Origin of the sequence: Achromobacter sp. LC458 (assembly GCF_001005835.2) — a bacterium.
Lineage (GTDB): Bacteria > Pseudomonadota > Gammaproteobacteria > Burkholderiales > Burkholderiaceae_B > Achromobacter > Achromobacter spanius_B.
Map to the genome: position 1 here is coordinate 49810 of NZ_LBHW02000032.1, position 22381 is coordinate 72190.

Consider the following 22381-nt stretch of genomic DNA (forward strand, 5'->3'; position numbering starts at 1 on the left):
TCACGGCGCTGGCAGGGTATCCAGATATCGTTGCAGGATAACAGCCGCTGCCATCGCGTCGTCGGCGGCGTGCGTGCCCAGCAGCCGCTGCGCTTCCATGCTGGAACCGCGTTCGTCGACCAGTTCAACGGCGATGCCGAAGCGGCCGTGCAGTTGGTTGGCGAAGCGGCGGCAGCGCGCGGTGGCGGGTTGTTCGCCGCCATCGGCGTCAAGCGCCAGCCCTACCACCACACGGTGCGGCTGCCATTCCTGCAACAGCGCCGCGATGCGGCCAAAGCGCGCATCGCGGATTTCACTGAAGATGATTTCCAGCGGGCGCGCCTGGCGCGTCAGCGTGTTGCCGATGGCGATGCCGATCTTTTTTTCGCCGAAGTCAAAACCAAGCAGTGTTTCTTCAGGCATGGCCCGCATCGCCCGCCAGCATGACCGGATCGATGCCCAGCAGCTTGAGCGCGGCCGGATATCGGTCTTCGGCGGGTACGTCGAAGATGATGTGATCGTCGGCGCCGACATTGAGCCACGCGTTCTGGCCCATCTCGCTTTCCAGCTGCCCCGCGCCCCAGCCGGCATAACCCAGCGTGACCAGCATGCGTTCGGGGCCGTTGCCGTCGGCCACGGCTTGCAGCACGTCGCGCGAGGTGGTCAGCGCCATGGCGCCCATCTTGATGCTGGAGCTGTAGTCGCCGGCTGGCGCGTGCAGCACGAAGCCGCGGTCGGTCTGGACCGGGCCGCCGAAATAAACCAGCGTGTCTTTGACGGGGCCGATTTCAAGCGTCAGTTCGATGCGCTCGAACAAGGTGCCCAGCGTCAGGTCGGTAGGCCGGTTGATGACCAGCCCCAGCGCGCCGCGCTCGGTGTGTTCGCACACGTAGATGACCGAGCCGGCCAGGCTGCCCTCGACCATGCCGGGCATGGCGATCAGGAACTGGTTGGCAAAGTTGGCCGCCTGCGTGGTGGCGGATTCATGGTGTTTTTCCGTCATGGCAACCCCTTTGGGTAGTCTGAAAGAACCGTCGACGTGGCACACGGCGGCGTGGCCATCTTGCCTGTCGGCAAACCGTCGTCGGTTGCGGTGGATGGGGCGATGCCCCATCTTACGAGCCCTGGCGGAATGGGTCAGCGGGTCGGGTTCAGATTTCCATCAATTCGAAATCCTCTTTGCGGGCGCCGCATTCGGGACAGACCCAGTTCGGCGGCACGTCTTCCCAGCGGGTGCCGGGCGCGATACCTTCGTCGGGGAGGCCGGCCTCTTCGTCATAGACCCAGCCGCAAATCAGACACATCCAAGTACGCATAGTTCTCTCTTACATCAATTCCCGACCCGGTTCCCCGTGGCGGGGCAAAGGTGGGGGGCTTCCATTAGAATGGGGACAATCTTACCGAAACCCAATAGGGGTTCCCCTGATTCACCTCAAAATGAGTCCGGGTACTCCGCTCAAAGCTCAAGCGCTGTCCACGTGGCCCCCGTTACCCCCCCTCTCGTTTTGGTCTTCGGCCCGTTTGATCCCTCGGGATCGGACGGCCTGCCCGCGGACGCCGTTACCTGCGCCCGCCTGGGCTGTCATGGCCTGGCGGCCGTGACCGCACTGACTGTGCAGGACACTGCCGGCATCGAAGAAATCCATCCCGTTTCGCCCGACCTGCTGGACGACCAGGCACGCTGCCTGCTGGAAGATATGTCCGTGCAGGCCATCAAGGTGGGCGGACTATACACCGCGGAAACGGCAAGCGTGGCCGCGCAGGTGGCCGCTGACTACAGCCAGGTGCCGCTGGTGTTGCACCTGGGCCAGCGCGCCCCGCTGCCCGCCGACGCCGCCGATGAAGACGACGCCGACGACCTCCTGGCCGCGACGCTGGAGCTGGTGCTGCCGCAGACGAATCTGCTTGTCATCGAACACCTGCGGCTGGCCCAGTGGCACGCCGACGGCGACATCGATATCGGGGACGCCCCGTCCCCCATGCACGCCCTGGTGGCGGCGGGCGCGCAGTGGGTGTTGGTGCTGGGCAGCCCGCAGCGGCCCGGCCACTTCGCCAACGTGCTGCTCGGCCCCAGCGGCCAGACCCACACCTGGCCCTGGCAGACCCCGCCCGACCGCAACGGCGACGCCGGCGGCCTGGCCGCCACAGCCATCACCGCCATGCTGGCGCGCGGGCTGGACATGCCGGAAGCCGTGCGCCAGGGCCTGGCGCATGCCGATGCCTCGGTGGCCGCCAGCTTCCTGCCAGGCATGGGCCGGCGCATTCCCAACCGGATCCAACCGCAATGAAACCCCTGCGCTTTCCTTCCGGCCTGTACGGCGTAACGCCCGAATGGGACGACACCGACCGCCTGCTGCAAGCCGTGCGCAAGGCCGCTGAGGGCGGCATGCGCTCCCTGCAATTGCGCCGCAAGAACGTGCCCGACGCCGTGCGTGCGGCGCAAGCGCGCGCCCTGGCGCCGCTGTGCCGCGAGCTTGGCGTGGTGTTCCTGATCAACGACGACTGGCGCCTGGCGCTTGACGTGGGCGCCGACGGCGCGCACGTCGGCCGCGACGACGAAAGCCTGGCGCACATCCGCGCCGAAGCCGGCCCCGACCTGATTCTGGGCGGCTCCAGCTACGACGACCTGACCCGCGCCCGCGAACTGCTGGACGCCGGCGCCGACTACATCGCCTTTGGCGCCATGTTCGCGTCCACCGTCAAGCCGGACACCGTGCGCGCGCCGCTGTCGGTGCTGACCGAAGCGCGCCGCCTCGTCGACGAGCGCGACGCGCCCCGGCCCGCCGTGGTCGCCATCGGCGGCATCACGCCCGACAACGCGCCGCTGGTGGCCCAGGCCGGCGCCGACGCCATCGCCGTCATCACCGCCCTTTTCGAAGCGCCCAGCATCCGTGCCGCCGCGGTGGCCTGCTCCGCGCCCTATTCCGCCAACCCTCTTCGCAAGCCTTGAACGCCATGTCCCGTAACGAACAGCTTTTCGATCGCGCCTGCCGCAGCATCCCCGGCGGCGTCAACTCGCCCGTGCGCGCCTTCCGCTCCGTGGGCGGCACGCCGCGCTTCATCAAGCGCGCGCAAGGGCCGTACGTGTGGGACGCGGACGACAAGCAGTACATCGATTACGTGGGTTCTTGGGGCCCCGCCATCCTGGGCCATTCGCACCCCGAAGTGGTGCGCGCGGTGCAGGAGGCGGCCGTCAACGGCTTGTCGTTCGGCGCCCCCACCGAAGCCGAAATCGATCTGGCCGAAGTGCTGATCTCGCGCCTGCCCTCGCTGGAACAGGTGCGCCTGGTCAGCTCGGGCACCGAAGCCACCATGACGGCCATCCGGCTGGCGCGCGGCGCCACCGGCCGCGCCAAGATCGTGAAGTTCGAAGGCTGCTATCACGGGCACTCCGACAGCCTGTTGGTCAAGGCCGGTTCGGGCCTGCTGACCTTCGGCAACCCCAGCTCGGCCGGGGTGCCGCCGGAATTCGTGTCGCACACGCTTACCCTGGAATACAACAACCTGGATGCCGTGCGCGAAGCCTTCGCCCAGCACGGCGCCGACATCGCCTGCATCATCGTCGAGCCGGTTGCCGGCAACATGAACCTGATCAAGCCCGCGCCCGGTTTCCTGGAAGGGCTGCGCGAAGTTTGCACCCAGCACGGCGCGCTGCTGATCTTTGACGAAGTGATGACGGGTTTCCGCGTGGGTCCGCAAGGCGTGCAGGGGCTGACCGGCGTCAAGCCGGACATCACCACGCTGGCCAAGGTGATCGGCGGTGGCATGCCGGTGGGCGCCTTCGGCGGCAGCGCCGACGTGATGAAGCACATCGCCCCGCTGGGCGGCGTCTACCAGGCGGGCACGCTGTCGGGCAACCCGGTGGCCGTGGCCGCCGGCCTGGCCACGCTGCGTTTGATTGCCGCGCCCGGCTTCTATGACAAGCTGGCCGCGCAAACCGCCAAGCTGGCCCAGGGCCTGCAAGAACGCGCTCGCGCCGCCGGCCTGGCGTTTTCGGCCGACTCGGTGGGCGGCATGTTCGGCATTTACTTCAGCAACACGATCCCGACGTCGTTCGCCGAAGTCTCGCAATGCGATACCGCCGCGTTCAACCGCTTCTTTCACGCCATGCTGGACCACGGCGTGCACTTCGCGCCGTCGGCATTCGAAGCGGGCTTTGTGTCGGCCACGCACGACGACGCGGTGATCCAGTCCACGCTGGATATCGCTGAAAAGGTCTTCGCCGCCATCTAGGCATCCGGGCGACACGGGCGCCGGGCGGCAAGCCTGGCGCCGGTTTTTGTTCAGGGCGTTTTGTAGTGCTCGTACAGGGCAGTCACGTCCCGCACATACGCCTGCGTTTCGGCATACGGCGGCACCGCATCGTATTTGCGCACCGCCCCTTCCCCCGCGTTGTACGCCGCCAGCGCCAGATCCAGCCGGCCGGGATACTGGTCGATCAGCCGACGCAGATGGCGCGAGCCCGCCCGCACATTCGTTGCCGGGTCCACCAGGGCGCGCTCGATATCGTCCACCGCCAGCACCGACGCCGCCGTCGCGGGCATCAGCTGCATCAAGCCCAGCGCGCCCTTGGGCGAACGCGCATCGCTACGAAAACCCGATTCAATCGCAATGACCGCCGTCAGCAAGGCGCGGTCCACGCCCGAGTCCTGGGCGGCCCGTTCGATCAGGCCATCGTGCGCGGTAGGCATGGCCTCGCCCCAGCGCAGCGCGCGTGATGTCGGCGCCAGCGCGGCCAGGCGGGCGCCGTCGCCGGCTTGCGGCGCGCAGTCCAGACAGGCCTTCATGCCGTTGCCCCGCCACGCCGTCCGCGTCTGCGCCCGCTTGTAATGCTTGGCATAGCCGGTCGGCACCTTCATGGCGCGCCAGACGCCGTAGGGGTCCTTGTAGCGGTAGATCTCGGCAGCCTGCGCGGGGCGCGAGGGCGCCAGCGCCAGAGCGCCCAACGCAATCGCCATCAGCACCGCCATGCCGCCCGCACGTGCCACAAAGGCGTTGAAGGCCAGCGGAATGGGTCGGTGTCGAGGGTCCATGGTTGGGGCTCCGGCGGCGTCCAAAGACGCGTTGGCGAGCCCCTATGCTGCGGCGGTCGACCCGGTTTGTCGCTAGGCCCTACGCCCTAGTCCCTTGCCCGAGGATGCGCCCGCTGGGAACCTGGGGGACATACCTAGGACATACGGCGGACGCGAAGCTCAATATGTCGTAATATTTCGATTATTTTCCAAATGAATGAACCTGGCCGATCGTGCCAGGCACGGAGAGGCAAAGATGGACGCAGAAAACACGCTCCAGCTGGTGCTGGAAGCCAGCACCAACGTCCTGACGGCAATCTACACGCCGCCCCCACGCCCGGACCCCTCTGCCCAAGACCCCGCACAATCCTCTGCCGGCGCCGGTCCAGACGCCGCGTCCGACTCGCGCTCCGCCTGCGCCGACGGCGACGCCGATGCGCAGCAGGCCGACGCCGACCTGGCCGTCGAAGCCGAACCCGCCCCGCCCTTCAATACCGACATCCCCAGCTGGGACACGCTGACCGCCGCCGCCGTCGCCAACGGCTGGGGCGCCGAAGCGCTGGACAACCACGCCGTGCTGGCCTTTATCGACCGCTGCCGCACCGCCACCGAACCGGTCCAATTCCCGGTGGGCATGGTGGTGGACGGCGCGTTCGAGCTGGAACTGGACCCCAACCGCATGACCGCGCTGCTGACGCTGCACCCGCCCAAGGGCGGCAAGCCGGTCACGCTGGACACGCTGCGCCAGGCCGTGGCCGACCGCGGCATCGTGCACGGCGTGCTCGACCAGGCGCTGGCCGAGGCCGTTGAAAAGGGCACGCGTGAAACCGTGGTCATCGCCCGGGGCACGCCGCCCACGCGCGGCACCCCCACCCGCTTCGAAAGCCTGCTGGACCGCCTGAAACCGCGCGCGCAGGAAATCGACGAGTTGGCGCAGGTGGACTACCGCGACCTGGGCAGCCTGCTGCTGGTATCGCCCGGCACGCCCTTGATGCGCCGCATACCACCGCTGCCCGGCGTGGACGGCGTCACCGTGCTGGGCGAACCGGCCTTGCCGGATGAACTGCCCGACACCCCGTTCTCCCGGGACCTGTCCGGCGTCGAGGTGGACCCAGAAGATCCGCTGCTGCTGCGCGCCACCATTGCGGGCACGCCCACCTTGATCAGCCACGGCGTGCAGGTGAACCCGATGGTCGAGGTAGACGCCGTCAACCTGTCCACCGGCAACATCACCTTTGAAGGCTCGCTGCAAGTGCGCGGCGACATCGCCGCCACGATGGAAGTGCGCGTGACGGGCGACGTCGTGGTCAACGGCACCATCGAAGCGGCCCTGGTGGAAGCCGGCGGCAGCGTCACGGTCAAGGGCGGCATCATCGGCATGGCGGAAGCCTTGCAGGACCCGACCGCCACCGCGCGCACCGCGCACATCGTCTGTGGCGGCATGCTGCGCGCCAAGTTCATCGAAAACGCGATCATCAGCGCCGGGCAGGACGTGGAAGTGGAACGCGAGATCCGCCAGAGCAGCATCGCGGCAGGCGGCAGCGTCCACGTCGGGCCGCCCAACACGCAGCAAAGCGCCATCACCGGCGGCCAGATCCGCGCGCTGAACGCCGTGCGCGCCGGCACCATCGGTTCACCGTCGGGCATCCCCACCCTGGTCCAAGCCGGGCTGGACCCGCACGCCGACATCAAGCGTTCCGCGTTGACGCGCAAGCGCCTGAAGATGAACGAGGAAAAGGCCAAGCTGGAACAGCTGCTGATGTTCTTGCAGGCTAATCCGCAACGCGCCCCGGGCGACGTGGTCGAGCGCGCGCGCAACACCCACGTCAAGCTCAGCGGCGACTTGATCGCCCTGGACGAGGAAGAGGGGCAACTGGTGCGCGACCTGCAACCGCTGCACACCGCCACCGTCACCGCCACCCGCCGCTTTTGCAGCGGCGCGAAGATTCAGCTGGGCAACAAGGTACAGGAATTCCTGGAAGACCAGGTGGGCGGCAAGGCCGGTCTGGAAGAAGGCGAGATCGTTATCCGCTAGCTCGGCTCGGCCGGCTCAGGGTGCCAGTTCCTTGAACCACACGCGCGGCGAAATGCCACGGTCGGGGCCCAGGATGGAAAAACCGCCGTCCACCGGGATGTCCACACCCGTCATCCACGAGGCCGCGTCCGAGCACGCGAAGCACACGGCGGCGGCAATTTCGTCGCCCGACCCGACCCGGCCCAGCGGATGAAAATGCGCCCCCACGGCGTCCGCCGCCTGGCGCGATCCGCCCGACAGCTGTTCAACGGACGGCGACCACGTCCACGCCGGCGACACCGCCAGCACGCGCACGCCGGCCGGCGCCAATTCCACCGCGAAGTTCTTGGTGATTTGCAGCATGGCCGCCTTGGATGCCGGATACAGCGCGCGCCCGGCCGCGCCGAACTTGCCGCCCGTGCTGCCCATGTTGACCACCACGCCCCCGCGCGGCAAATGCGGCGCGGCCAGCTGCGTGAAGATGGCGGCGGACACCAGGTTGGTGTCCAGCGTGGCGTGCCATTCGTCGCGCGATGACGCCAGCCCGCGGTCGGCGTACTGACAGGCGTTGTTCACCAGAATGTCCAGCCGGCCAAAGCGCGCCAGCGCGGCGTCGATGCAGCGCTGAATCTGCGCATCCTCGCCGATGTCGGTTTCGCAATACAGCGCGCGCCCGTCCAGTTCTTGCGCCAGTACCTGGCCGGCCGGTGCATTGCGCCCCACCAGCACCACGTTGGCGCCCGCCGCCGCCAGGCCGCGCGCGATGTCCGCGCCCAGGCCCTGCGTGCTGCCGGTGATGATGGCGGTCTTGCCGGCCAAGCCGGGAAAGCCTGAAAAGTCCATGAAGAATCCTTGATCAATGCGGCGCGGCTGCCCAGCGCATCGCTTGCGCCACCGAACCCGTTTGCGCAATCAGCCGCATGCTGGCCAGCGAGGCCTCATGCACGGACAGGTCGGCGGACGCGCACGCGTCCTCGGCCACCATCACCTCAAAACCAATATCGGCGGCGTGGCGCACCGTGCCTTCCACCACCGAATGCGTGGCCACGCCGGCCACCACCAGCCGGCGCGCGCCGATCACGCGCAGCGTTTCCTCTAGTGGCGTGCCGTAGAAGGCGCTGATGCGGGTGTGCTTCACCACGAACTCGCGCGGGCTTGCCGCCACGGGTTGCAGCCCGTCGTAGAACTCGCTGCCCCACTGGCCCTCTGGCACCGCGCCAATGGACGCCACGTTGCGAAAGATGGCGCAGTTGGGCAGCAGGTCGGCGTAGTCCGGACGAAACGCAATGCGCACGTGCACGATGGGCAACGATCGCGCGCGCGCACCGTCCAGCAGCGCCGCCGCGCTATCCAGCAGGCGCTGGCGCGCGCCGTTGTCCGCATCCAGCCCGACGCGGATCTTGCCGTCGGGATGCAGCACGTCGTTCTGGTAGTGCAGCGCCAGCACCGCGGTATCCGCCAACATCACACGAACACCTCGAACACATCGTGCACGTCGTCGCAATTGACCAGGTCCACGCGCTTCATGCGGATGCGCCAGCTGTCGCCTTCGGCGGCCAGCTTGTGCGTGTAGCGGCCCGCCAGCTGGCGCGGCTGTCGCTTGCGCCATTCGGTCATCTGGAACGCGGAATGCACCACCAGGTTGCCGCCCGCGTCCACGCCTTCCACCTGCACCCCGCCCACCAGCCGCACGCTGCGCGTGGGCGGCTGCTGCGACCAGTTGCGCGGATGCTCCAGCCGCCGGATGCGTACATCGCGCAGCATGCGGTCTTCCCAGAACAGCGAGATATGGTCGTACGGGCTTTGCTGCCCGTGCACGCGCGGCATCCAGTACATGCCGTCCTGCGTCCACAGCGCCTGCCAGTCGTCGTAGCGGCGCTCGTCCAGCAGCCGGGCCTCGCGATACAGAAACTGCGCGATGCGGTGATACGCATCGGCGGGCACCTCGGCGGGCGACAGGTCGGCCGTGCCGACATCGAAATCCAGGTCTAGCAGCATGCGCCTTCTCCCGTGGCGGGCGCGTGCGACGCCGCGCCGGCTTCCATGTAGGTCTTCCACGCGCGGAACTGGTTGCGCATGGGCAGTTCGCTGGTGCCGTTGACGGACACCATGCCGTCCGCGTCGCTGCGGTCGCTACCGTGATAGCGGTGCATGCTGACCCATTCGCCGCCGCGCGTGGCGTTGCCTTCCTGACAGCGGTTGTAGAGCTCGATGTCGTCGGGCATGACGTTGGACGACGGCGAATTGATGACGTTGGCGTACAGCATCGCGCGCTTGAAGACGCCGTCGGGCGCGCCCTTGCAGCGGAACGTCTGGATTTCGATCAGCGTACGGTCCACGGCGATGGGGCGAATCACGCGAAATTGCTGGAACACCGTGTGAGGCGAGCCGCTGCCGTAGATGACGGTGTTGTGGCGGTTCATGCCCAGGATTTCACGCGCGCGGTCTTCACCATACGCGGCGCTCAGCGTGTCGAAGTGCGCGCGCGACACCGGATCGCGTTCGGCGGCGCCGGGGTTGAAGATGCCTTCCATATAGCCGTGGCCGTTGTCGTAGGCGCGCAGCTCCAGCTTTTCCCAGAATTCGTAGGGCTCGCCGTTGCCGTCCATGATGTGCAGCTCAAGCGGCATTTCGCCCATTTCCTTGGCCTCGTCGCGCGCCGCCGCGTAGGACGATTCGTGCGTGACGCGGGCGTGCATCGTGTCGTGCAGGTTTTCGTAGAACACCTTCCAGTTCGACCGCTGCATCACGCGGAAAATGCCGCCGGCCACTTCCACCTCGCCCACCGGCGAGCGGTCGCACAGGTTGTCGATGGACGAGCGCACGCCGCCCAGGAAGTCGACCAGCGCCGGGCCTTCCTTGGCCTGGCTGGCGAACACGAAGCCGCGATAGCTTTCCACGCGCGCCAGGCGGCGCATCGAGAACGCCGGGTCGGTGGGGTCATACGACGTACCTTCCAGGCCCTGCTTGAGCGGCACGCCCAGATGGCTGCCGTCCAGCTTGAACGTCCAGGCGTGGTACGGGCAGCGAAAGAACTTGCCCACGCAGCCCTCGCCGTCCGCCACCACCTTGGCGCCCTTGTGCGGGCAGCGGTTGTACAGCACGTGCACGCGGCCATCGGACGCGCGCACCATCAGCACGTCCTGGTCGCCCACGCGGGTGGTGTGATAGTCGCCCGTCTTGGGCACCTGGCTTTCATGGCCCACGTAGATCCAGGCGCGGCCGTAGATGCGTTGCATCTCCAGGTCGAAGATGGCCGGATCGGTGTAGACGCCTCGGTGCACGCTGTCGCCGCGCACCATCTCGGACAGTTGTTGGTCGGTGTAAGACATCAGGCGCTCCTACTTGTTCTCGCTGTCTTTCCAACGCGCCATCAGCGTGTTGGACGGCAGGGTTTCATCCAGCAACTTGGCGGCGGTCTCGCGGCCCGCCACCGGCAAGCCGGTGGGGTCCAGCAGGCCCACCTGCACCAGCACGCTGGCCTGGTCCCAATAGATGTGCTCGTGATAGAGCTTGTCGCCCCGGAACTTCACCACGGCAAGCAGCGGAATTTCCACGGTGCGGCCGGTGGGCGGCACGCCGGGCAGCATCCAGTCGATCTCGGTGGTGTGCGTGAAGCAGAACAGCAGTTCGTCCACGATCTGGGTGGCGCCCACGGTGCGCGACAGCGGAATCAGGCGCGTGTCGGGCGGGTTGCCGTTGACGAAATGGTGCTGATAGAAACGCGACAGTTCCTTGTGGCCCACGCCGCCCGTCATGGTGGGGATGTGGTTCACGTAGGGTTCGGCCACCATCGTCGCCATCGTGGCGGCCACGTCGCGCGTGCCGAATTCGTATTCGCAGTGCTTGTCCCACAAGTACGAATAATCGAACTCGGGGCCGATGGCGCGTTGCAGCGCGGCCATGCTGCGCTGGTGCGCCATCAACGCGGCGGGCTTGTCGTAGTGATCGCCGCCCGTGCGCGCAAAAGCGTGGTCCATGCCCGGGTACACGTACAGCTCGACGCCGGGCTTGCCCCCCAGCGCGTCCAGGATGCGCTGGCGCGCGGCGGGCGGACAGAAACCGTCCTGCTCGGCAATGTGCAGCACCAGGCGGCCGCGCAGGTTGGCGGCTTCGTCCAGGCTGTCTTCGATGCCCACGCCGTAATACCCCACGGCCACGTCCACATCGGTGCGGCAGGCGGCCAGGTAGGCCAGCTTGCCGCCCAGGCAATAGCCCAGTACGCCGACGCCGCCCTGCTGCTCGGGCAAGTCGCGCAGCAGGGTGATGGTGGCGGCAATGTCTTTCAAGCCCTGCTCGACGTCAAAGCCCTGATACAGCTCGAACGCGCGCGGCATGTCGGCCGGGCCGTCGGTCAGTTCAATGCCGGGCTGCTGGCGCCAGAACAGGTCGGGCACCAGCACCACATAGCCCTCTTCGGCCAGCAGCTGCGCGGCCCGGCGCATGAAGTCGTTCACGCCGAAGATTTCCTGGCACAGCACCAGCCCCGGGCCGTGGCCCGAGGCGGGCACGGCCAGATAGGCGCTGAAGGTCTTGCCGTCGTGCGAGGGAACGGTCACCTCGCGCGTCGTGATGGATGGGGTCATGCGGTTCTCCTGTGTTGCAACGTGCCCGCGGCGCGATTGCCGTGGCGGCCGGCGCCTATTTCATCTGGCAGGCGGCGGCGAACGGGTCCTGGTACTGCGTCAGCACCGTGCCCGACAGCTTGTTGGCCAGCTTGCCGTCCGCGCCCGCCTCAACGACGCGCAGGTAGTAGTTCTGGATGGGGTATTGGTTGCGGTTGAACTTGAAGTCGCCTCGCACCGATTTGAAATCCGCGCGCCGCAGCGCCGGGCGCAGCGCGTCGGCGTCCAGCTTGCCGCCCGTTTGCCGCACGGCGCTGTCCAGCAGCATGGCCGCGTCATAGCCCTGCGAGGCATACAGCGTGGGCGTGCGCTTGTAGGTCTTCTTGAAGTCTTCGACGAATTTCTGGTTGGCCGGGTTGTCCAGGTCGGCGGCCCACTGCGACGTGTTGCGCATGCCCGCAATCGGCGCGCCCACCGCCGCGATGGTGTCTTCGTCGCCCGAGAAACCGGGCGCCAATAGCGCGATGTCCTTGGACAGGCCCGCGCCGTTGAATTGCTTGATGAAGTTCACGCCCATGCCGCCAGGCAAAAAGAAAAACACCGCATCGGGCTTGCTGGCGCGCAGCCGGGTAATCTCTACGCCGTAGTCCAATTGGCCCAGCTGCGTGTAGATCTCCTCGGACAGCCCGCCCTTGTACAGACGCTTGAAGCCGTTGAGCGATTCGCGGCCGCCCGGGTAGTCGGGCGCAATCAGCGCCACGCGCTTATAGCCCTGGTCCATGGCGTACTTGCCCATGGCGGCGGGGATGTCCTCGTTCTGCCAGGCCACCGCGAAAAAGTTGGGATTGCACCCGGCGCCCGCGTAGTTCTCGGGGCCCGTGTTGGTGCTGAAGTACACCGTGTTCGATTGCAAGATGGCGGGCATCACCGGCAGCAGCACGTTCGAGAACACAATGCCCGTCATGACATCCACGCGGTCGCGCTTGAGCAGGCGTTCCACCGCCTGGCGGCCTGCGTCCGCCTTCTGCTGGTCATCGGCCACGATGACCTCGGCAGGCAGGCCGCCCAGCTTGCCGCCGGTATGTTGCAGCGCCAGATTGAAGCCGTCGCGGATCTCATTGCCCAGCGCCGAGCCTGGCCCGGACAACGTCGTCAGCAATCCCACCTTGACCTTGTCGGCCGCCCCGGCGCTTGCCATGGCGGACATACAGACCAGCGCCGCCAGCGCGCGCCGGCTCCAAAGATGTTGAATCATGGGCTACCCCGTTTTCGCCGCCAGCCACGCTGGCGCAAAGCTGACAGATCCCGTCTGCCGTCGGTACACGCATGCCGCCGATCGAAGTCGCCAAGCTTACGCGCCGTGACGACGCCCTCCAATACCCACAAGAGAGCTTGGGCTAGCGTATGCCGCCCGGGCGCGCCGCTCTATCCGTTTCCGCCCAGCCTTATCCGGGATTCACTTAATTCCAAACCCTGGACGATTAATTTATTCTGGCCCCAGATACGGGAGCGTTCCCGTTCCGGAGGCTTCCATGCACGGCTGGTCACGACGAGAACTTGCGCCGCTATTCAAGCGCCGCGTGTTCAGCTCCACGCAACAGGACGAGACACGCACGCGCGTGTCCGAAGCGCTGAAGGAACACCGGCTGACCTGGAAGGGCGGCCGCGTGGACGCCGAGCTGAACCGGGGCCGGTTTGGCGCGCTGACGGTCTGTACGTTGCGCTACGGCGCCGAAGTGCATATTGAGCCCGACCGCTTGCAGGATTTCATGCTGGTGCAAGTGCCGCTGCGCGGCCGCGCGCGCATTGAATGCGGCGACGACTGCGTGGACGCCCACCCCGATTGCGCCGCCGTCATCGCACCGAATCGCCCGCTGCGGCTGCACTGGGAGGCCGGCTGCGAACAGCTGCTGTTGAAGATTCCACGCGGCAAGCTCGAAGCCATCGGCCGCCGCGCCTTTGGCGAGGCCGCCACCCTGCCGCTGGACTTCAGCCCCGCGCTGCGCCTGGACAACCCCGTGGGCGCGGCCTGGCGCAGCATGGTCACCAGCATGATTCACCTGCTGCCCACGCTGGATGACGGCGCCCTGCGCCCGCCCTCGGCATGGCTGGAACACCTGGAAGACACGCTGGTGCTGCACCTGCTGTACAACCAGCCCAACAGCTGGCAGTCGCACGCGGGCCAGTCGCCCCGCTTGCCGCGCCGCCTGACGCTGGCGGAATCGTATATGCGCGAGCACCTGTCGGCCCCGCTGACCTTGACCGACATCGCTCGCCACGCCGGCGCCAGCGCCACCGCGCTGACCCGCTTGTTTCAGGAACACCGGGATACCACGCCCATGATTGCGCTGCGCGCGTTGCGGCTGGACACGGCGCGACAAAAGCTCAAGACAGACGCCCACGCCAGCGTCACCGACGTGGCGCTGGGCGTGGGCTTTGGGCACTTGGGCAGGTTCTCGGAGTATTACCGGGAACGGTTTGGCGAACTGCCGCGCGAGACGCGGCGTGGGCAAGGGTAGAACGCGGCCCGGGGCAAAGCCCCGGAATCAAGCCGCCCTTGGCACCGGCTCAGGCAGCGGGCACCACGGCCGTCACTTCGATTTCAACCTTGGCGCGGTCCTCGACCAGGTCCGCCACTTCCACCGCCGTCATCGCCGGAAAGTGCCGGCCGATGAACTCGCGGTAGTGCTTGCCGATGGCCGGATACGCCGCCACATAGGCCTCCTTGTCGGTGACGTACCACGTCATGCGCACGATGTGTTCGGGCTTGGCGCCGCCTTCGGCCAGGATGGCGACAATGTTCGACAGCGTCTGGCGGACCTGGTCCGCCAGATCATCCGATTCGAATTGCTGCTGCCCATTCCACCCCACCTGCCCGCCCACGAACACGAGCTTGCTGCCCACCGTCATTTCGGTAAGCACACCATTCGAATAGCCCCGGGGCGCCATCCAATCCGGCGGTTGCAGAATCTTCATAACGTCTCATCCTATTTATAAAAAACAAACGACTGGGTGGTCTCGCGGCGTCAGGCCGCGGGAACCAGATAAGCCTGCATGCGTTCCCGCAGGTCCGCAGGCATGGGCATGGACTTCATCGTCCGTAAATCCACCGTCACGATCGTCAGCGTGGCCGACAAGCGCAACTGTCCGTCCGGCCCTTCAAAGCGCACCAGCGCCTTGAACGACGCGCCGCCGATACGCTGGACTTCAAGCGTTTGGCGCAGGCGTTCATGCCAGCGGCTGGGCGCGCTGAAATCGCACGTCACCGACGCCATGGGCGTGCCGATATGCCGGTCCACATGCAGGGCATGGAAAGGCAGGCCCATGCCCTTGTCGAACCATTCTTCGACAAAGTCATTGATCATTTCGAAATAGCGGGGGTAGAACACAATGCCCGCCGGGTCGCAATGACGAAAGCGGACTTCTACCTGGCTGGTGAATGCTGCGGCCATGATGAGTTCCTGAGTTTCTGATTTCCTGATTTCCCGACTTCGCGTTCAAGCCATCTTGCGCAGCGCGAAGCGTTGCAGCTTGCCGGTTTCGGTACGGGGCAATGCGGCCACGAATTCAATGGCGCGCGGATATTTGTACGGGGCGATGCTGGCCTTTACGAACGCCTGCATGTCGGCCACCAACGCATCGCTGGCCGTGTAGCCGGGCTTGAGCACCACAAACGCCTTGACCAACTGGCCGCGCTCGTCGTCCTGCGCGCCGACCACGCCGCACTCGGCCACGGCTTCGTGGCGCAGCAGCGCGTCTTCCACTTCCGGCCCGGCGATGTTGTAGCCGGCCGAGACGATCATGTCGTCGTTGCGCGCCTGATAGTACAGATAGCCGTCATCGTCCTGCATGAACGTGTCGCCCGGCAGGTTCCAGCCCTGCTGTACAAACCGGCGCTGGCGCTCGTCGGCCAGGTAGCGGCAGCCGGTGGGGCCTTTGATGGCCAGGCGGCCGACCGTGCCGTTGGGCACCGGCTTCATATCGTCGTCCACCACTTGCGCCACATAGCCCGGCACGACCTTGCCGATGGCGCCGCGCTTGACGGCCTCGGGCGGGCTGGACACGAACACATGGATCATTTCGGTGCCGCCGATGCCATCGATCATTTCGATGCCGCTGGCCTGCTTCCACAACTGACGCGTGGCGTCCGGCAACGCTTCGCCCGCCGACACGCTTTTCTTCAGCGACGACAAATCAAACTTGCCGACCAGCGCGGCCATCTGGCGGTAGAACGTGGGCGCGGTGAAAACGATGGTGGCGCGGAAGTCCTGGATCAGCTCAAGCAGGCTTTCCGGCGACAGCTTTTCCGCCAGCACCGTGCTGGCGCCCACGCGCAGGGGAAAGCACAGCAGCCCGCCCAGGCCAAACGTGAAGGCCAGCGGCGGCGTGCCGCAGAAGATATCGTCGGGGCCAGGCTTGATCACATGCTTGGGGAACAGGTCGCACATCGCCAGCACGTCGCGATGAAAGTGCATGCAGCCCTTGGGCGAGCCCGTGGTGCCGCTGGTAAAGGCGATCAGGCACACGTCGTCGGCGGCGGTATCGCAAGCGGTGAAATCGTCGGGCTTGGTGGCGGCCAGCGCGTCCAGCGCATCGGGCGCGGCATCATTGAAAAACATCACCTGCGTCAGCTGCGGACAATGATGCTCGTGGTCCGGCTGCGCGCAGAACTGCGCTTCTTCCTTCAGGCGTGCATCGCACAGCACCGCCTGGATCTGCGCCTTTTCGATGATCTGCTTAAGTTCCTTGGCGCGCAGCAGCGGCATCGTCGGCACCGTCACCAGCCCCGCCTTGATCGCGGCCAGCCAGGCCGCCGCCATCATCGGGTTGTTCGGGCCGCGCAGCAGCAGACGGTTGCCGGGCGCGAGGCCCATGTCCTCGGTCAGCACGCGCGCAATGCGGTTGGTCAGCGCGGCCAGCTCGCGATAGCTCATCGTGGCTTGCTTGTCGCCGTCGCGCCAGCGCAGCGCAACGCGATCGCCAAAGCCGCGATCGGCCATGGCATCCACCAGTTCAACAGCGCAATTGAACCGCTTGGGGTAGGCCACGTCGGGGCCATCAAGCAGGAACTCGGGCCATTGATCGCCCGGGGGTAGATTGTCCCGGGCAAAGGTGTCGATGTGGGCGGATACTTCCATGAAATTCCCCTTGATGTGCGATGCGGTGCGGTGTGGTTTTTTCTTGCTGGAAGGCGAGGGCTCGATGGCCCCTTACGACTTCAACAATTCACGGGCAATGATCAACTTCTGCACTTCGGTGGCGCCTTCGTAAATACGCAGCGCTCTGATTTCCCTGTAAAGCTTCTCCACCGGCATCCCCGATACCACGCCCGCGCCGCCAAACATCTGCAAGGCGCGGTCGATCACGGTCTGCGCCGATTCCGTGGCCGTCATCTTGGCCATCGCGGCTTCGCGCGTGGTGCGCAGCTTTTGCACGTCGCGCATCCACGCGGCGCGATACGTCAGCAACGCCGAGGCGTCGATGGCGGTCGCCATGTCGCCCAGCGCGGCTTGCGTCAGTTGCAGGTCGGCCAGCGTCTGGCCGAACATGCGGCGCGACTTGGCGCGCGCCAGGCCTTCGTCCAGCGCGCGGCGCGCGAACCCCAGCGCGGCCGCCGCCACCGAGGCGCGGAAAATATCCAGCGTCATCATGGCCAGCTTGAAGCCCTGGCCCGCATCGCCCAAACGATGCGAGGCCGGCACGCGGCAGTTGTCGAACGTGATCGTGGCCAGCGGGTGCGGCGCGATCAGTTCGATGCGTTCGCTGACGTCAAACCCCGGCGTGTCGGCATCCACCACAAAGGCACTGATACCGCGCGCGCCCGGGGCCTCGCCGGTGCGGGCAAACACCACGTAGAAATCCGCGATGCCACCGTTCGAGATCCACGTCTTGGTGCCGTTCAGTACGTAATGGTCGCCTTCCTGCCTGGCTTCGCAAGCCAGCGCGGCCACGTCGGAACCGGCATCGGGTTCCGACAGCGCAAAGGCGGCAATGGCTTCGCCCCGCGCCACGCGCGGCAGGTAGCGTTGGCGCAATTCGTCCGAGCCCATCAACGAGATGGCGCCGCTGCCCAGCCCTTGCATCGCAAAGGCAAAATCCGCCAAGCCTTCGTGGCGCGCAAACGTTTCGCGCAGGATGCACACGGCGCGCGAATCGACTTCCGGCAGCGCGCCGCCCCAGGCACCGCCCGGGCCGCCCGCCACCGCGTAGCGCAACCAGCCGGCCTGGCCCATGGCCTTGACCAGCTTCTTGCACGCGGCGTCCGCGTCGTGATGGTCAACGTCGCCCAGCGACGCCTCGCACCAGGCGTCCACCTCGTGCGCCAGCTTGCGGTGCGCATCGTCAAAAAAAGGCCAGTCCAGCCAGCTTGCGTCACGCATCATCAGTTCCCCTCGAAGACCGGCTTTTGCTTGGCCACGAAGGCCTCGTAGGCGCGATGGAAGTCGCGTGTCTGCATGCAGATGGCCTGGGCCTCGGCTTCAGCCTCGATGGCCTCGTCCACGCCCATGTTCCATTCCTGATGCAGCAACTTCTTGGTGACGCCATGCGCGAACGTCGGGCCGGCGGCCAGTTGCGCGGCCAGCGTCTGCGCGGCTTCGGCCAGCTTGGCCGAATCATGCAGCGCGTTGAAGAAACCCCAGCTGGCGCCCTCGTCCGCCGTCATGGCGCGGCCGGTGTACAGCAATTCGGATGCGCGGCCCTGGCCGATCATGCGCGGCAGCAAGGTGCACGCGCCCATGTCGGCGCCCGCCAAACCCACGCGGGTGAACAGGAACGCCGTGCGCGCCGCCGGCGTGCCCAAACGCATATCGGCGGCCAGCGCCACCATGGCGCCCGCACCCGCGCACACGCCATCCACCGCCGCCACGATGGGCTGCGGGCAGGCGCGCATCGCCTTGACCAGGTCGCCCGTCATGCGGGTGAAGTCCAGCAGCTCGGGCATGCTCATCTTGGTCAGCGGCCCGATAATCTCGTGCACATCGCCACCTGAGCAGAAGTTGCCGCCCGCCCCCGTCACCACCACCACTTTCACGTCGGTGGCATACACCAGCGAACGGAACAGGTCGCGCAGTTCGGCGTACGAATCGAACGTCAACGGGTTCTTGCGTTCGGGCCGGTTCAGCGTGACCGTGCCGATCTTGCCGTCGGCCGACACCTCCCACAGAAACGTCTGCGCCTGATAGCCGGCCAGCGGACGCTTGTGGTGCTTCATGGTGTGCTCTTCGGACTGCTTGCTCATGGTGTCTCCGTTCGTTATCCAGGGGTTGATGGGGCGCCGGCCTAGCCGGTCATCACTTCGCCGCCGTCCACGGCGATCGCCTGCCCGTTGACCGAGGCAGAGGCCGGCAACGCCAGCCATGCCACCGTTTCGGCCACTTCCTCGGGCTGCACCAGGCGGCCCTGCGGGTTGCGTTCGGCCAGTTTGGCGCGAGCGGCGTCCGGCGTCATGCCGGTCTTGTCGACGATATTGGCCACCGCGCCGCGCACGATGTCGGTCTCGGTGTAGCCCGGGCACACCGCGTTCACGGTGACGCCCTTCTGCGCGGTTTCCAGCGCCAGTGAACGGGTCAGCCCGATCACGCCATGCTTGGCGGCGCAGTAAGCACTGACATACCCATAGCCGATCAGGCCCGCCGTGCTGGCCACGTTGATAACGCGGCCCCATTTTTCTTGCAGCATGCCGGGCAACGCAGCCTGGATGCAGTGAAACGTGCCGGTCAGGTTCACCGCGATCATCTGGTGCCACAGCGCGGCGTCGGTGCGGTCAAAGCGCTGGCTGACCGCCTGGCCCGCGTTGTTCACCAACACCAGCACCGGGCCGAATTCTGCTTCTGCCTGCGCGAACGCGGCGCGTACCGACGCTTCGTCCGCGATGTCGGCGCTGACGGACTGCACCTGCCCCAACGCGGCCAGGCTATCCGTGGCCGCTTCCAGCGCCGCGCCATCACGGCCCAGCAGCGTCACGCGTGCACCACGCGCCAGCAGCGCACGCGCGCTGGCCAGCCCGATGCCGCGCGCGCCCCCCGTCACCAAGGCGTGGCGCCCCGCCAGCGGTTGCGCAAGACTTGTCATTTGATATCCAGTTGCGCCATCGCGGCAGCGCGTTCGAAGTTGGTTTCCAGCTGGCGCTTGCCCGCAAAGTACTGGCTGGGCCAGGCCACATCGCGATAGCCCACGCGCGCCGCTTCACGCAGCGTCCACGAGGCATCGGCCAGATGGGGACGCGCCAACGCGCACAGGTCCGCCCGGCCCGACGCGATGATGCCGTTGGCATGGTCCGCTTCGAAAATGGCGCCCACCGCGATGGTGGGAATGCCCGCCTCGTTGCGCACGCGATCCGCGAACGGCGTCTGGAACATGCGGCCGTAAACCGGCTTCTCTTCCTTGCTGACCTGACCGGACGAGCAATCGATCATGTCGGCGCCCGCCGCCTTGAAATGGCGCGCGATCTCCACCGCGTCGTCGGCGGTGATGCCGCCTTCCACCCAATCGCTGGCCGAAATGCGCACCGACATCGGCTTGTCCTGCGGCCACACCTCGCGCACCGCCTTGAAGACCTCCAACGGGAAGCGCAAGCGGTTTTCCAGGCTGCCGCCGTACTCGTCGTCCCGATGGTTCGTCAGCGGCGAAATGAAACTGGACAGCAGGTAGCCGTGCGCGCAGTGCAGTTCCAGCCAATCGAAACCGGCCGCTTGCGCGCGGCGAGCTGCCGCCACAAAGTTGTCGCGCGCATCGTCCATGTCGGCACGCGTCATCGCGCGCGGCGTCTGCGACACCCCTTCGATGTACGGCAGCGCCGAGGCCGACAGCAACGGCCAATTCCCATCCGCCAACGGGTGATCGATCTTCTGCCAGCCCAGCTGCGTTGACCCCTTGCGGCCCGCATGGCCCAGCTGCACACCGATCCGCGCATCGCTATTGCCATGCACGAAATCCACAATGCGCTTGAACGCCTGCGTCTGCTCGTCGTTCCACAGGCCCGGGCACCCCGGCGTGATGCGCCCATCCGGCGACACGCAAGTCATCTCAACCATGACCAGCCCCGCGCCGCCCATGGCGCGCGCCCCCAGGTGCACCAGATGAAAATCACCCGGCACGCCGTCCGTGCACGAGTACATCGCCATCGGCGACACCAGAATGCGATTCTTCAAGCGCACGCCGCGCACCTGATACGGCGTCAGCATCGGAATGGCCGGACGCTGACCCGGCGCCGCCGGCGCACCGGCACGTTCCGCAATCCAGCGCTCAAACCCTTCCAACCACGCCGGATCACGCAAGCGCAGGTTTTCATGCGAGATGCGCTGCGAACGCGTCAGCAACGAATACGCAAACTGCTCCGGCTCCAGTTCGGCGTAACGCTCAACGTTCTCGAACCACTCGGTGGAATTGCGCGCCGCGTTCTGAATCTTCAGCACCTCGACGCTGCGCACCTCTTCATAGTGCTTCAGCCCCGCCTCGACGCTGCCCTCGGCGCCGCTCAGGCAGCGCGCCAGCTCGATGGAATCCTCAAGCGCCAGCTTGGTGCCCGAGCCAATGGAAAAGTGCGCCGTGTGCGCCGCATCGCCCATCAGCACCACCGGCACCCGACGCTGACCGCGCGCCGTCTCCAGCGTGTTCCAGTGCACCCAGGTGTTGCAGATCACCCGCGGGAAACGGATCCAGATCGCCGAGCCACGCAGGTGCGACGCATTGCTGATCAGCGCATTGCCATCCAGCCAGGGCGCAAACAGCTTTTCGCAGTACGCAATGCCCTCTTCCTGGCTCATCTGCTCAATGCCCGCCGCCTGCCACGTCTCTTCAGGCGTCTCGACAATAAACGTCGACATGCCATCTTCGTAACGATAGGCATGCGCCTGGAACCAGCCGTGTTCCGTCTGCACGAAGGCAAACGTGAACGCATCAAACACCTTCTTCGTGCCCAGCCACACAAAGCGGCAACGGCGCTGGTCAATATCCGGGTGGAACGTATCCGCGTAACGCGTACGGATCTGGCTGTTGATGCCGTCCGACGCAATCACCAGGTCCGCGTCATAGTCGCGGGCAATGGCCTGATCGTCCTGAACAAAGTTCTCGAACACCAGCTTCACGCCCACATCCTCGCAACGCGCCTGCAAGATGTTCAACAGCTTCTTGCGCCCAATCCCAATAAAGCCGTGCCCGCTGCTGCGGATGCTGCGGCCCTTGAAATGGATGTCGATGTCATCCCAATGGTTGAACGCATCGCCAATGGTCTGAGCGGACACGGGATCGGCTTCACGCAAGTTCTGCATGGTGGCATCCGAAAACACCACGCCCCATCCAAAGGTGTCATACGGACGATTACGTTCGATGACCGTCACTTCGTTAGCGGGGTTCTGCAACTTCATGAGCAGACCAAAATACAGGCCGGCGGGACCGCCGCCGATGCAGACTATTTTCATTGCCGTATACGCTCCGAGGTACGCGACAGTCGCTCGTGTATCGGAGCGGGGCGCCGCGGATATTTAGGTCTGGATAGTTTAGGCTTGAAATATATACCTGAAGTGAGGGGTGCGCAAATGCGGGAAAGCTATTAGGAAAACCAGAAAAAAGGGACACGGCAACGAACGTCACCGCAAAAAAGACAAACCGCACGGACCACAAAATAGTGCCGCACCCGCCGCGCGGAGCCAGCAAGGCAAATTGAAAGAAAGGAATAGAAGCAGGGAAGAGAAGCAGGGGAGAGAGGCAGGGGAGAGAAGCAGAGAACGAGAGCCAGAGCCAGCGCGCCAACGCACGCAAGACCCGCCCCGAAAAGCGCGAGAGCGCCCCCCACCGACGCACAAAAGCGC

The 22381-nt window shown here is 66.1% G+C and carries 22 protein-coding genes; 5 read left to right on the plus strand and 17 right to left on the minus strand.

The features are described from left to right. The 3 genes from ruvX to YH64_RS22395 form a co-directional block, all read right to left on the minus strand. Window positions 1-402, minus strand: coding sequence for a Holliday junction resolvase RuvX (gene ruvX / locus YH64_RS22385; protein ID WP_046806574.1), 402 nt, complete (start codon window positions 400-402; stop codon window positions 1-3). Further along, entirely contained in the window at window positions 395-982 is a 588-nt protein-coding gene (locus YH64_RS22390) for a YqgE/AlgH family protein (protein WP_046806555.1), read from the minus strand. Before YH64_RS22390 ends, ruvX begins: the two co-directional genes overlap by 8 nt. A 148-nt stretch (window positions 983-1130) precedes the next feature. Beyond that, on the minus strand, window positions 1131-1295 hold the full coding sequence (locus YH64_RS22395; protein ID WP_003814980.1) for a rubredoxin: 165 nt from the start codon (window positions 1293-1295) through the stop codon (window positions 1131-1133). A 162-nt stretch (window positions 1296-1457) separates the two neighbouring features. Between YH64_RS22395 and YH64_RS22400 the strand changes: the two genes are divergently transcribed. From YH64_RS22400 to hemL, 3 genes are read left to right on the plus strand one after another with little or no spacing between them, the layout of a single operon-like run. After that, window positions 1458-2267 (plus strand): hydroxymethylpyrimidine/phosphomethylpyrimidine kinase, encoded by an 810-nt coding sequence (locus YH64_RS22400; protein WP_104145197.1) that lies wholly within the window; start codon window positions 1458-1460, stop codon window positions 2265-2267. Further along, the gene (gene thiE, locus YH64_RS22405) at window positions 2264-2929 is read left to right on the plus strand and encodes a thiamine phosphate synthase (protein WP_046806557.1); all 666 of its coding nucleotides are present in this window, start codon (window positions 2264-2266) and stop codon (window positions 2927-2929) included. The genes YH64_RS22400 and thiE overlap by 4 nt, the downstream gene beginning before the upstream one ends. 5 nt (window positions 2930-2934) lie before the next feature. Further along, on the plus strand, window positions 2935-4212 hold the full coding sequence (gene hemL / locus YH64_RS22410; protein WP_046806558.1) for a glutamate-1-semialdehyde 2,1-aminomutase: 1278 nt from the start codon (window positions 2935-2937) through the stop codon (window positions 4210-4212). A 50-nt stretch (window positions 4213-4262) separates the two neighbouring features. Here the strand turns inward: hemL and YH64_RS22415 are convergent, their stop codons facing one another. Continuing rightward, entirely contained in the window at window positions 4263-5012 is a 750-nt protein-coding gene (locus tag YH64_RS22415) for a lytic transglycosylase domain-containing protein (RefSeq protein ID WP_046806559.1), read from the minus strand. 235 nt (window positions 5013-5247) lie between these two features. Here YH64_RS22415 and YH64_RS22420 point away from each other — a divergent pair, with 235 nt between their 5' ends. Continuing rightward, window positions 5248-7026: a DUF342 domain-containing protein gene (locus tag YH64_RS22420; RefSeq protein ID WP_082134594.1), complete on the plus strand. Its 1779-nt coding sequence runs from the start codon at window positions 5248-5250 to the stop codon at window positions 7024-7026. 15 nt (window positions 7027-7041) lie between these two features. Here the strand turns inward: YH64_RS22420 and YH64_RS22425 are convergent, their stop codons facing one another. The 6 genes from YH64_RS22425 to YH64_RS22450 are packed head-to-tail and all read right to left on the minus strand — an operon-like array spanning window position 7042 to window position 12825. Continuing rightward, a complete protein-coding gene (locus YH64_RS22425; RefSeq protein ID WP_046806560.1) occupies window positions 7042-7848 on the minus strand; it encodes an SDR family oxidoreductase in 807 nt (268 codons plus the stop codon). Between the two features lie 13 nt (window positions 7849-7861). Further along, the gene (locus tag YH64_RS22430) at window positions 7862-8470 is read right to left on the minus strand and encodes an isochorismatase family cysteine hydrolase (RefSeq protein ID WP_046806561.1); all 609 of its coding nucleotides are present in this window, start codon (window positions 8468-8470) and stop codon (window positions 7862-7864) included. Beyond that, window positions 8470-9003, minus strand: a complete 534-nt coding sequence (locus YH64_RS22435) for an aromatic-ring-hydroxylating dioxygenase subunit beta (protein ID WP_046806562.1) — start codon at window positions 9001-9003, stop codon at window positions 8470-8472. The genes YH64_RS22430 and YH64_RS22435 overlap by 1 nt, the downstream gene beginning before the upstream one ends. Beyond that, window positions 8994-10337: an aromatic ring-hydroxylating dioxygenase subunit alpha gene (locus YH64_RS22440; RefSeq protein WP_046806563.1), complete on the minus strand. Its 1344-nt coding sequence runs from the start codon at window positions 10335-10337 to the stop codon at window positions 8994-8996. The genes YH64_RS22435 and YH64_RS22440 overlap by 10 nt, the downstream gene beginning before the upstream one ends. Window positions 10338-10346: 9 nt before the next feature. After that, the gene (locus tag YH64_RS22445) at window positions 10347-11591 is read right to left on the minus strand and encodes a dienelactone hydrolase family protein (protein ID WP_046806564.1); all 1245 of its coding nucleotides are present in this window, start codon (window positions 11589-11591) and stop codon (window positions 10347-10349) included. Between the two features lie 55 nt (window positions 11592-11646). Next, the gene (locus tag YH64_RS22450) at window positions 11647-12825 is read right to left on the minus strand and encodes an ABC transporter substrate-binding protein (RefSeq protein WP_046806565.1); all 1179 of its coding nucleotides are present in this window, start codon (window positions 12823-12825) and stop codon (window positions 11647-11649) included. A 277-nt stretch (window positions 12826-13102) separates the two neighbouring features. Between YH64_RS22450 and YH64_RS22455 the strand changes: the two genes are divergently transcribed. Then, window positions 13103-14089: an AraC family transcriptional regulator gene (locus YH64_RS22455; RefSeq protein WP_046806566.1), complete on the plus strand. Its 987-nt coding sequence runs from the start codon at window positions 13103-13105 to the stop codon at window positions 14087-14089. Between the two features lie 49 nt (window positions 14090-14138). Here the strand turns inward: YH64_RS22455 and YH64_RS22460 are convergent, their stop codons facing one another. The 7 genes from YH64_RS22460 to YH64_RS22490 form a co-directional block, all read right to left on the minus strand. Next, window positions 14139-14546 (minus strand): RidA family protein, encoded by a 408-nt coding sequence (locus YH64_RS22460; protein ID WP_006217230.1) that lies wholly within the window; start codon window positions 14544-14546, stop codon window positions 14139-14141. A gap of 50 nt (window positions 14547-14596) precedes the next feature. Further along, complete coding sequence (locus YH64_RS22465) at window positions 14597-15022, minus strand: thioesterase family protein (protein ID WP_046806567.1); 426 nt, start codon at window positions 15020-15022, stop codon at window positions 14597-14599. Between the two features lie 45 nt (window positions 15023-15067). After that, window positions 15068-16708: an AMP-binding protein gene (locus YH64_RS22470; protein ID WP_046806568.1), complete on the minus strand. Its 1641-nt coding sequence runs from the start codon at window positions 16706-16708 to the stop codon at window positions 15068-15070. 72 nt (window positions 16709-16780) lie between these two features. After that, window positions 16781-17950 carry an acyl-CoA dehydrogenase family protein gene (locus YH64_RS22475; protein WP_046806576.1) on the minus strand — a complete coding sequence of 390 codons (1170 nt, stop codon included), beginning with the start codon at window positions 17948-17950 and terminating at the stop codon, window positions 16781-16783. A gap of 2 nt (window positions 17951-17952) precedes the next feature. Continuing rightward, entirely contained in the window at window positions 17953-18810 is an 858-nt protein-coding gene (locus YH64_RS22480) for an enoyl-CoA hydratase family protein (RefSeq protein WP_046806569.1), read from the minus strand. A gap of 41 nt (window positions 18811-18851) precedes the next feature. Further along, window positions 18852-19643, minus strand: a complete 792-nt coding sequence (locus tag YH64_RS22485; protein WP_046806570.1) for an SDR family NAD(P)-dependent oxidoreductase — start codon at window positions 19641-19643, stop codon at window positions 18852-18854. After that, entirely contained in the window at window positions 19640-21991 is a 2352-nt protein-coding gene (locus YH64_RS22490; protein WP_046806571.1) for a bifunctional salicylyl-CoA 5-hydroxylase/oxidoreductase, read from the minus strand. The genes YH64_RS22485 and YH64_RS22490 overlap by 4 nt, the downstream gene beginning before the upstream one ends. Between the last annotated feature and the right edge of the window lie 390 nt (window positions 21992-22381).

Excerpts from the sequence above, each read along its gene's own strand:
- YH64_RS22455 (WP_046806566.1), top strand. The coding sequence starts at position 13,103 with ATGCACGGCTGGTCACGACGAGAACTTGCGCCGCTATTCAAGCGCCGC.
- YH64_RS22395 (WP_003814980.1), bottom strand. The coding sequence starts at position 1,295 with ATGCGTACTTGGATGTGTCTGATTTGCGGCTGGGTCTATGACGAAGAG.
- YH64_RS22420 (WP_082134594.1), top strand. The coding sequence starts at position 5,248 with ATGGACGCAGAAAACACGCTCCAGCTGGTGCTGGAAGCCAGCACCAAC.
- YH64_RS22390 (WP_046806555.1), bottom strand. The coding sequence starts at position 982 with ATGACGGAAAAACACCATGAATCCGCCACCACGCAGGCGGCCAACTTT.
- YH64_RS22475 (WP_046806576.1), bottom strand. The coding sequence starts at position 17,950 with ATGCGTGACGCAAGCTGGCTGGACTGGCCTTTTTTTGACGATGCGCAC.
- hemL (WP_046806558.1), top strand. The coding sequence starts at position 2,935 with ATGTCCCGTAACGAACAGCTTTTCGATCGCGCCTGCCGCAGCATCCCC.
- YH64_RS22450 (WP_046806565.1), bottom strand. The coding sequence starts at position 12,825 with ATGATTCAACATCTTTGGAGCCGGCGCGCGCTGGCGGCGCTGGTCTGT.
- thiE (WP_046806557.1), top strand. The coding sequence starts at position 2,264 with ATGAAACCCCTGCGCTTTCCTTCCGGCCTGTACGGCGTAACGCCCGAA.
- YH64_RS22470 (WP_046806568.1), bottom strand. The coding sequence starts at position 16,708 with ATGGAAGTATCCGCCCACATCGACACCTTTGCCCGGGACAATCTACCC.
- YH64_RS22485 (WP_046806570.1), bottom strand. The coding sequence starts at position 19,643 with ATGACAAGTCTTGCGCAACCGCTGGCGGGGCGCCACGCCTTGGTGACG.
- YH64_RS22460 (WP_006217230.1), bottom strand. The coding sequence starts at position 14,546 with ATGAAGATTCTGCAACCGCCGGATTGGATGGCGCCCCGGGGCTATTCG.
- YH64_RS22425 (WP_046806560.1), bottom strand. The coding sequence starts at position 7,848 with ATGGACTTTTCAGGCTTTCCCGGCTTGGCCGGCAAGACCGCCATCATC.
- YH64_RS22440 (WP_046806563.1), bottom strand. The coding sequence starts at position 10,337 with ATGTCTTACACCGACCAACAACTGTCCGAGATGGTGCGCGGCGACAGC.
- YH64_RS22415 (WP_046806559.1), bottom strand. The coding sequence starts at position 5,012 with ATGGACCCTCGACACCGACCCATTCCGCTGGCCTTCAACGCCTTTGTG.
- YH64_RS22480 (WP_046806569.1), bottom strand. The coding sequence starts at position 18,810 with ATGAGCAAGCAGTCCGAAGAGCACACCATGAAGCACCACAAGCGTCCG.
- YH64_RS22465 (WP_046806567.1), bottom strand. The coding sequence starts at position 15,022 with ATGGCCGCAGCATTCACCAGCCAGGTAGAAGTCCGCTTTCGTCATTGC.
- YH64_RS22435 (WP_046806562.1), bottom strand. The coding sequence starts at position 9,003 with ATGCTGCTAGACCTGGATTTCGATGTCGGCACGGCCGACCTGTCGCCC.
- YH64_RS22445 (WP_046806564.1), bottom strand. The coding sequence starts at position 11,591 with ATGACCCCATCCATCACGACGCGCGAGGTGACCGTTCCCTCGCACGAC.
- YH64_RS22490 (WP_046806571.1), bottom strand. The coding sequence starts at position 21,991 with ATGAAAATAGTCTGCATCGGCGGCGGTCCCGCCGGCCTGTATTTTGGT.
- YH64_RS22430 (WP_046806561.1), bottom strand. The coding sequence starts at position 8,470 with ATGTTGGCGGATACCGCGGTGCTGGCGCTGCACTACCAGAACGACGTG.
- ruvX (WP_046806574.1), bottom strand. The coding sequence starts at position 402 with ATGCCTGAAGAAACACTGCTTGGTTTTGACTTCGGCGAAAAAAAGATC.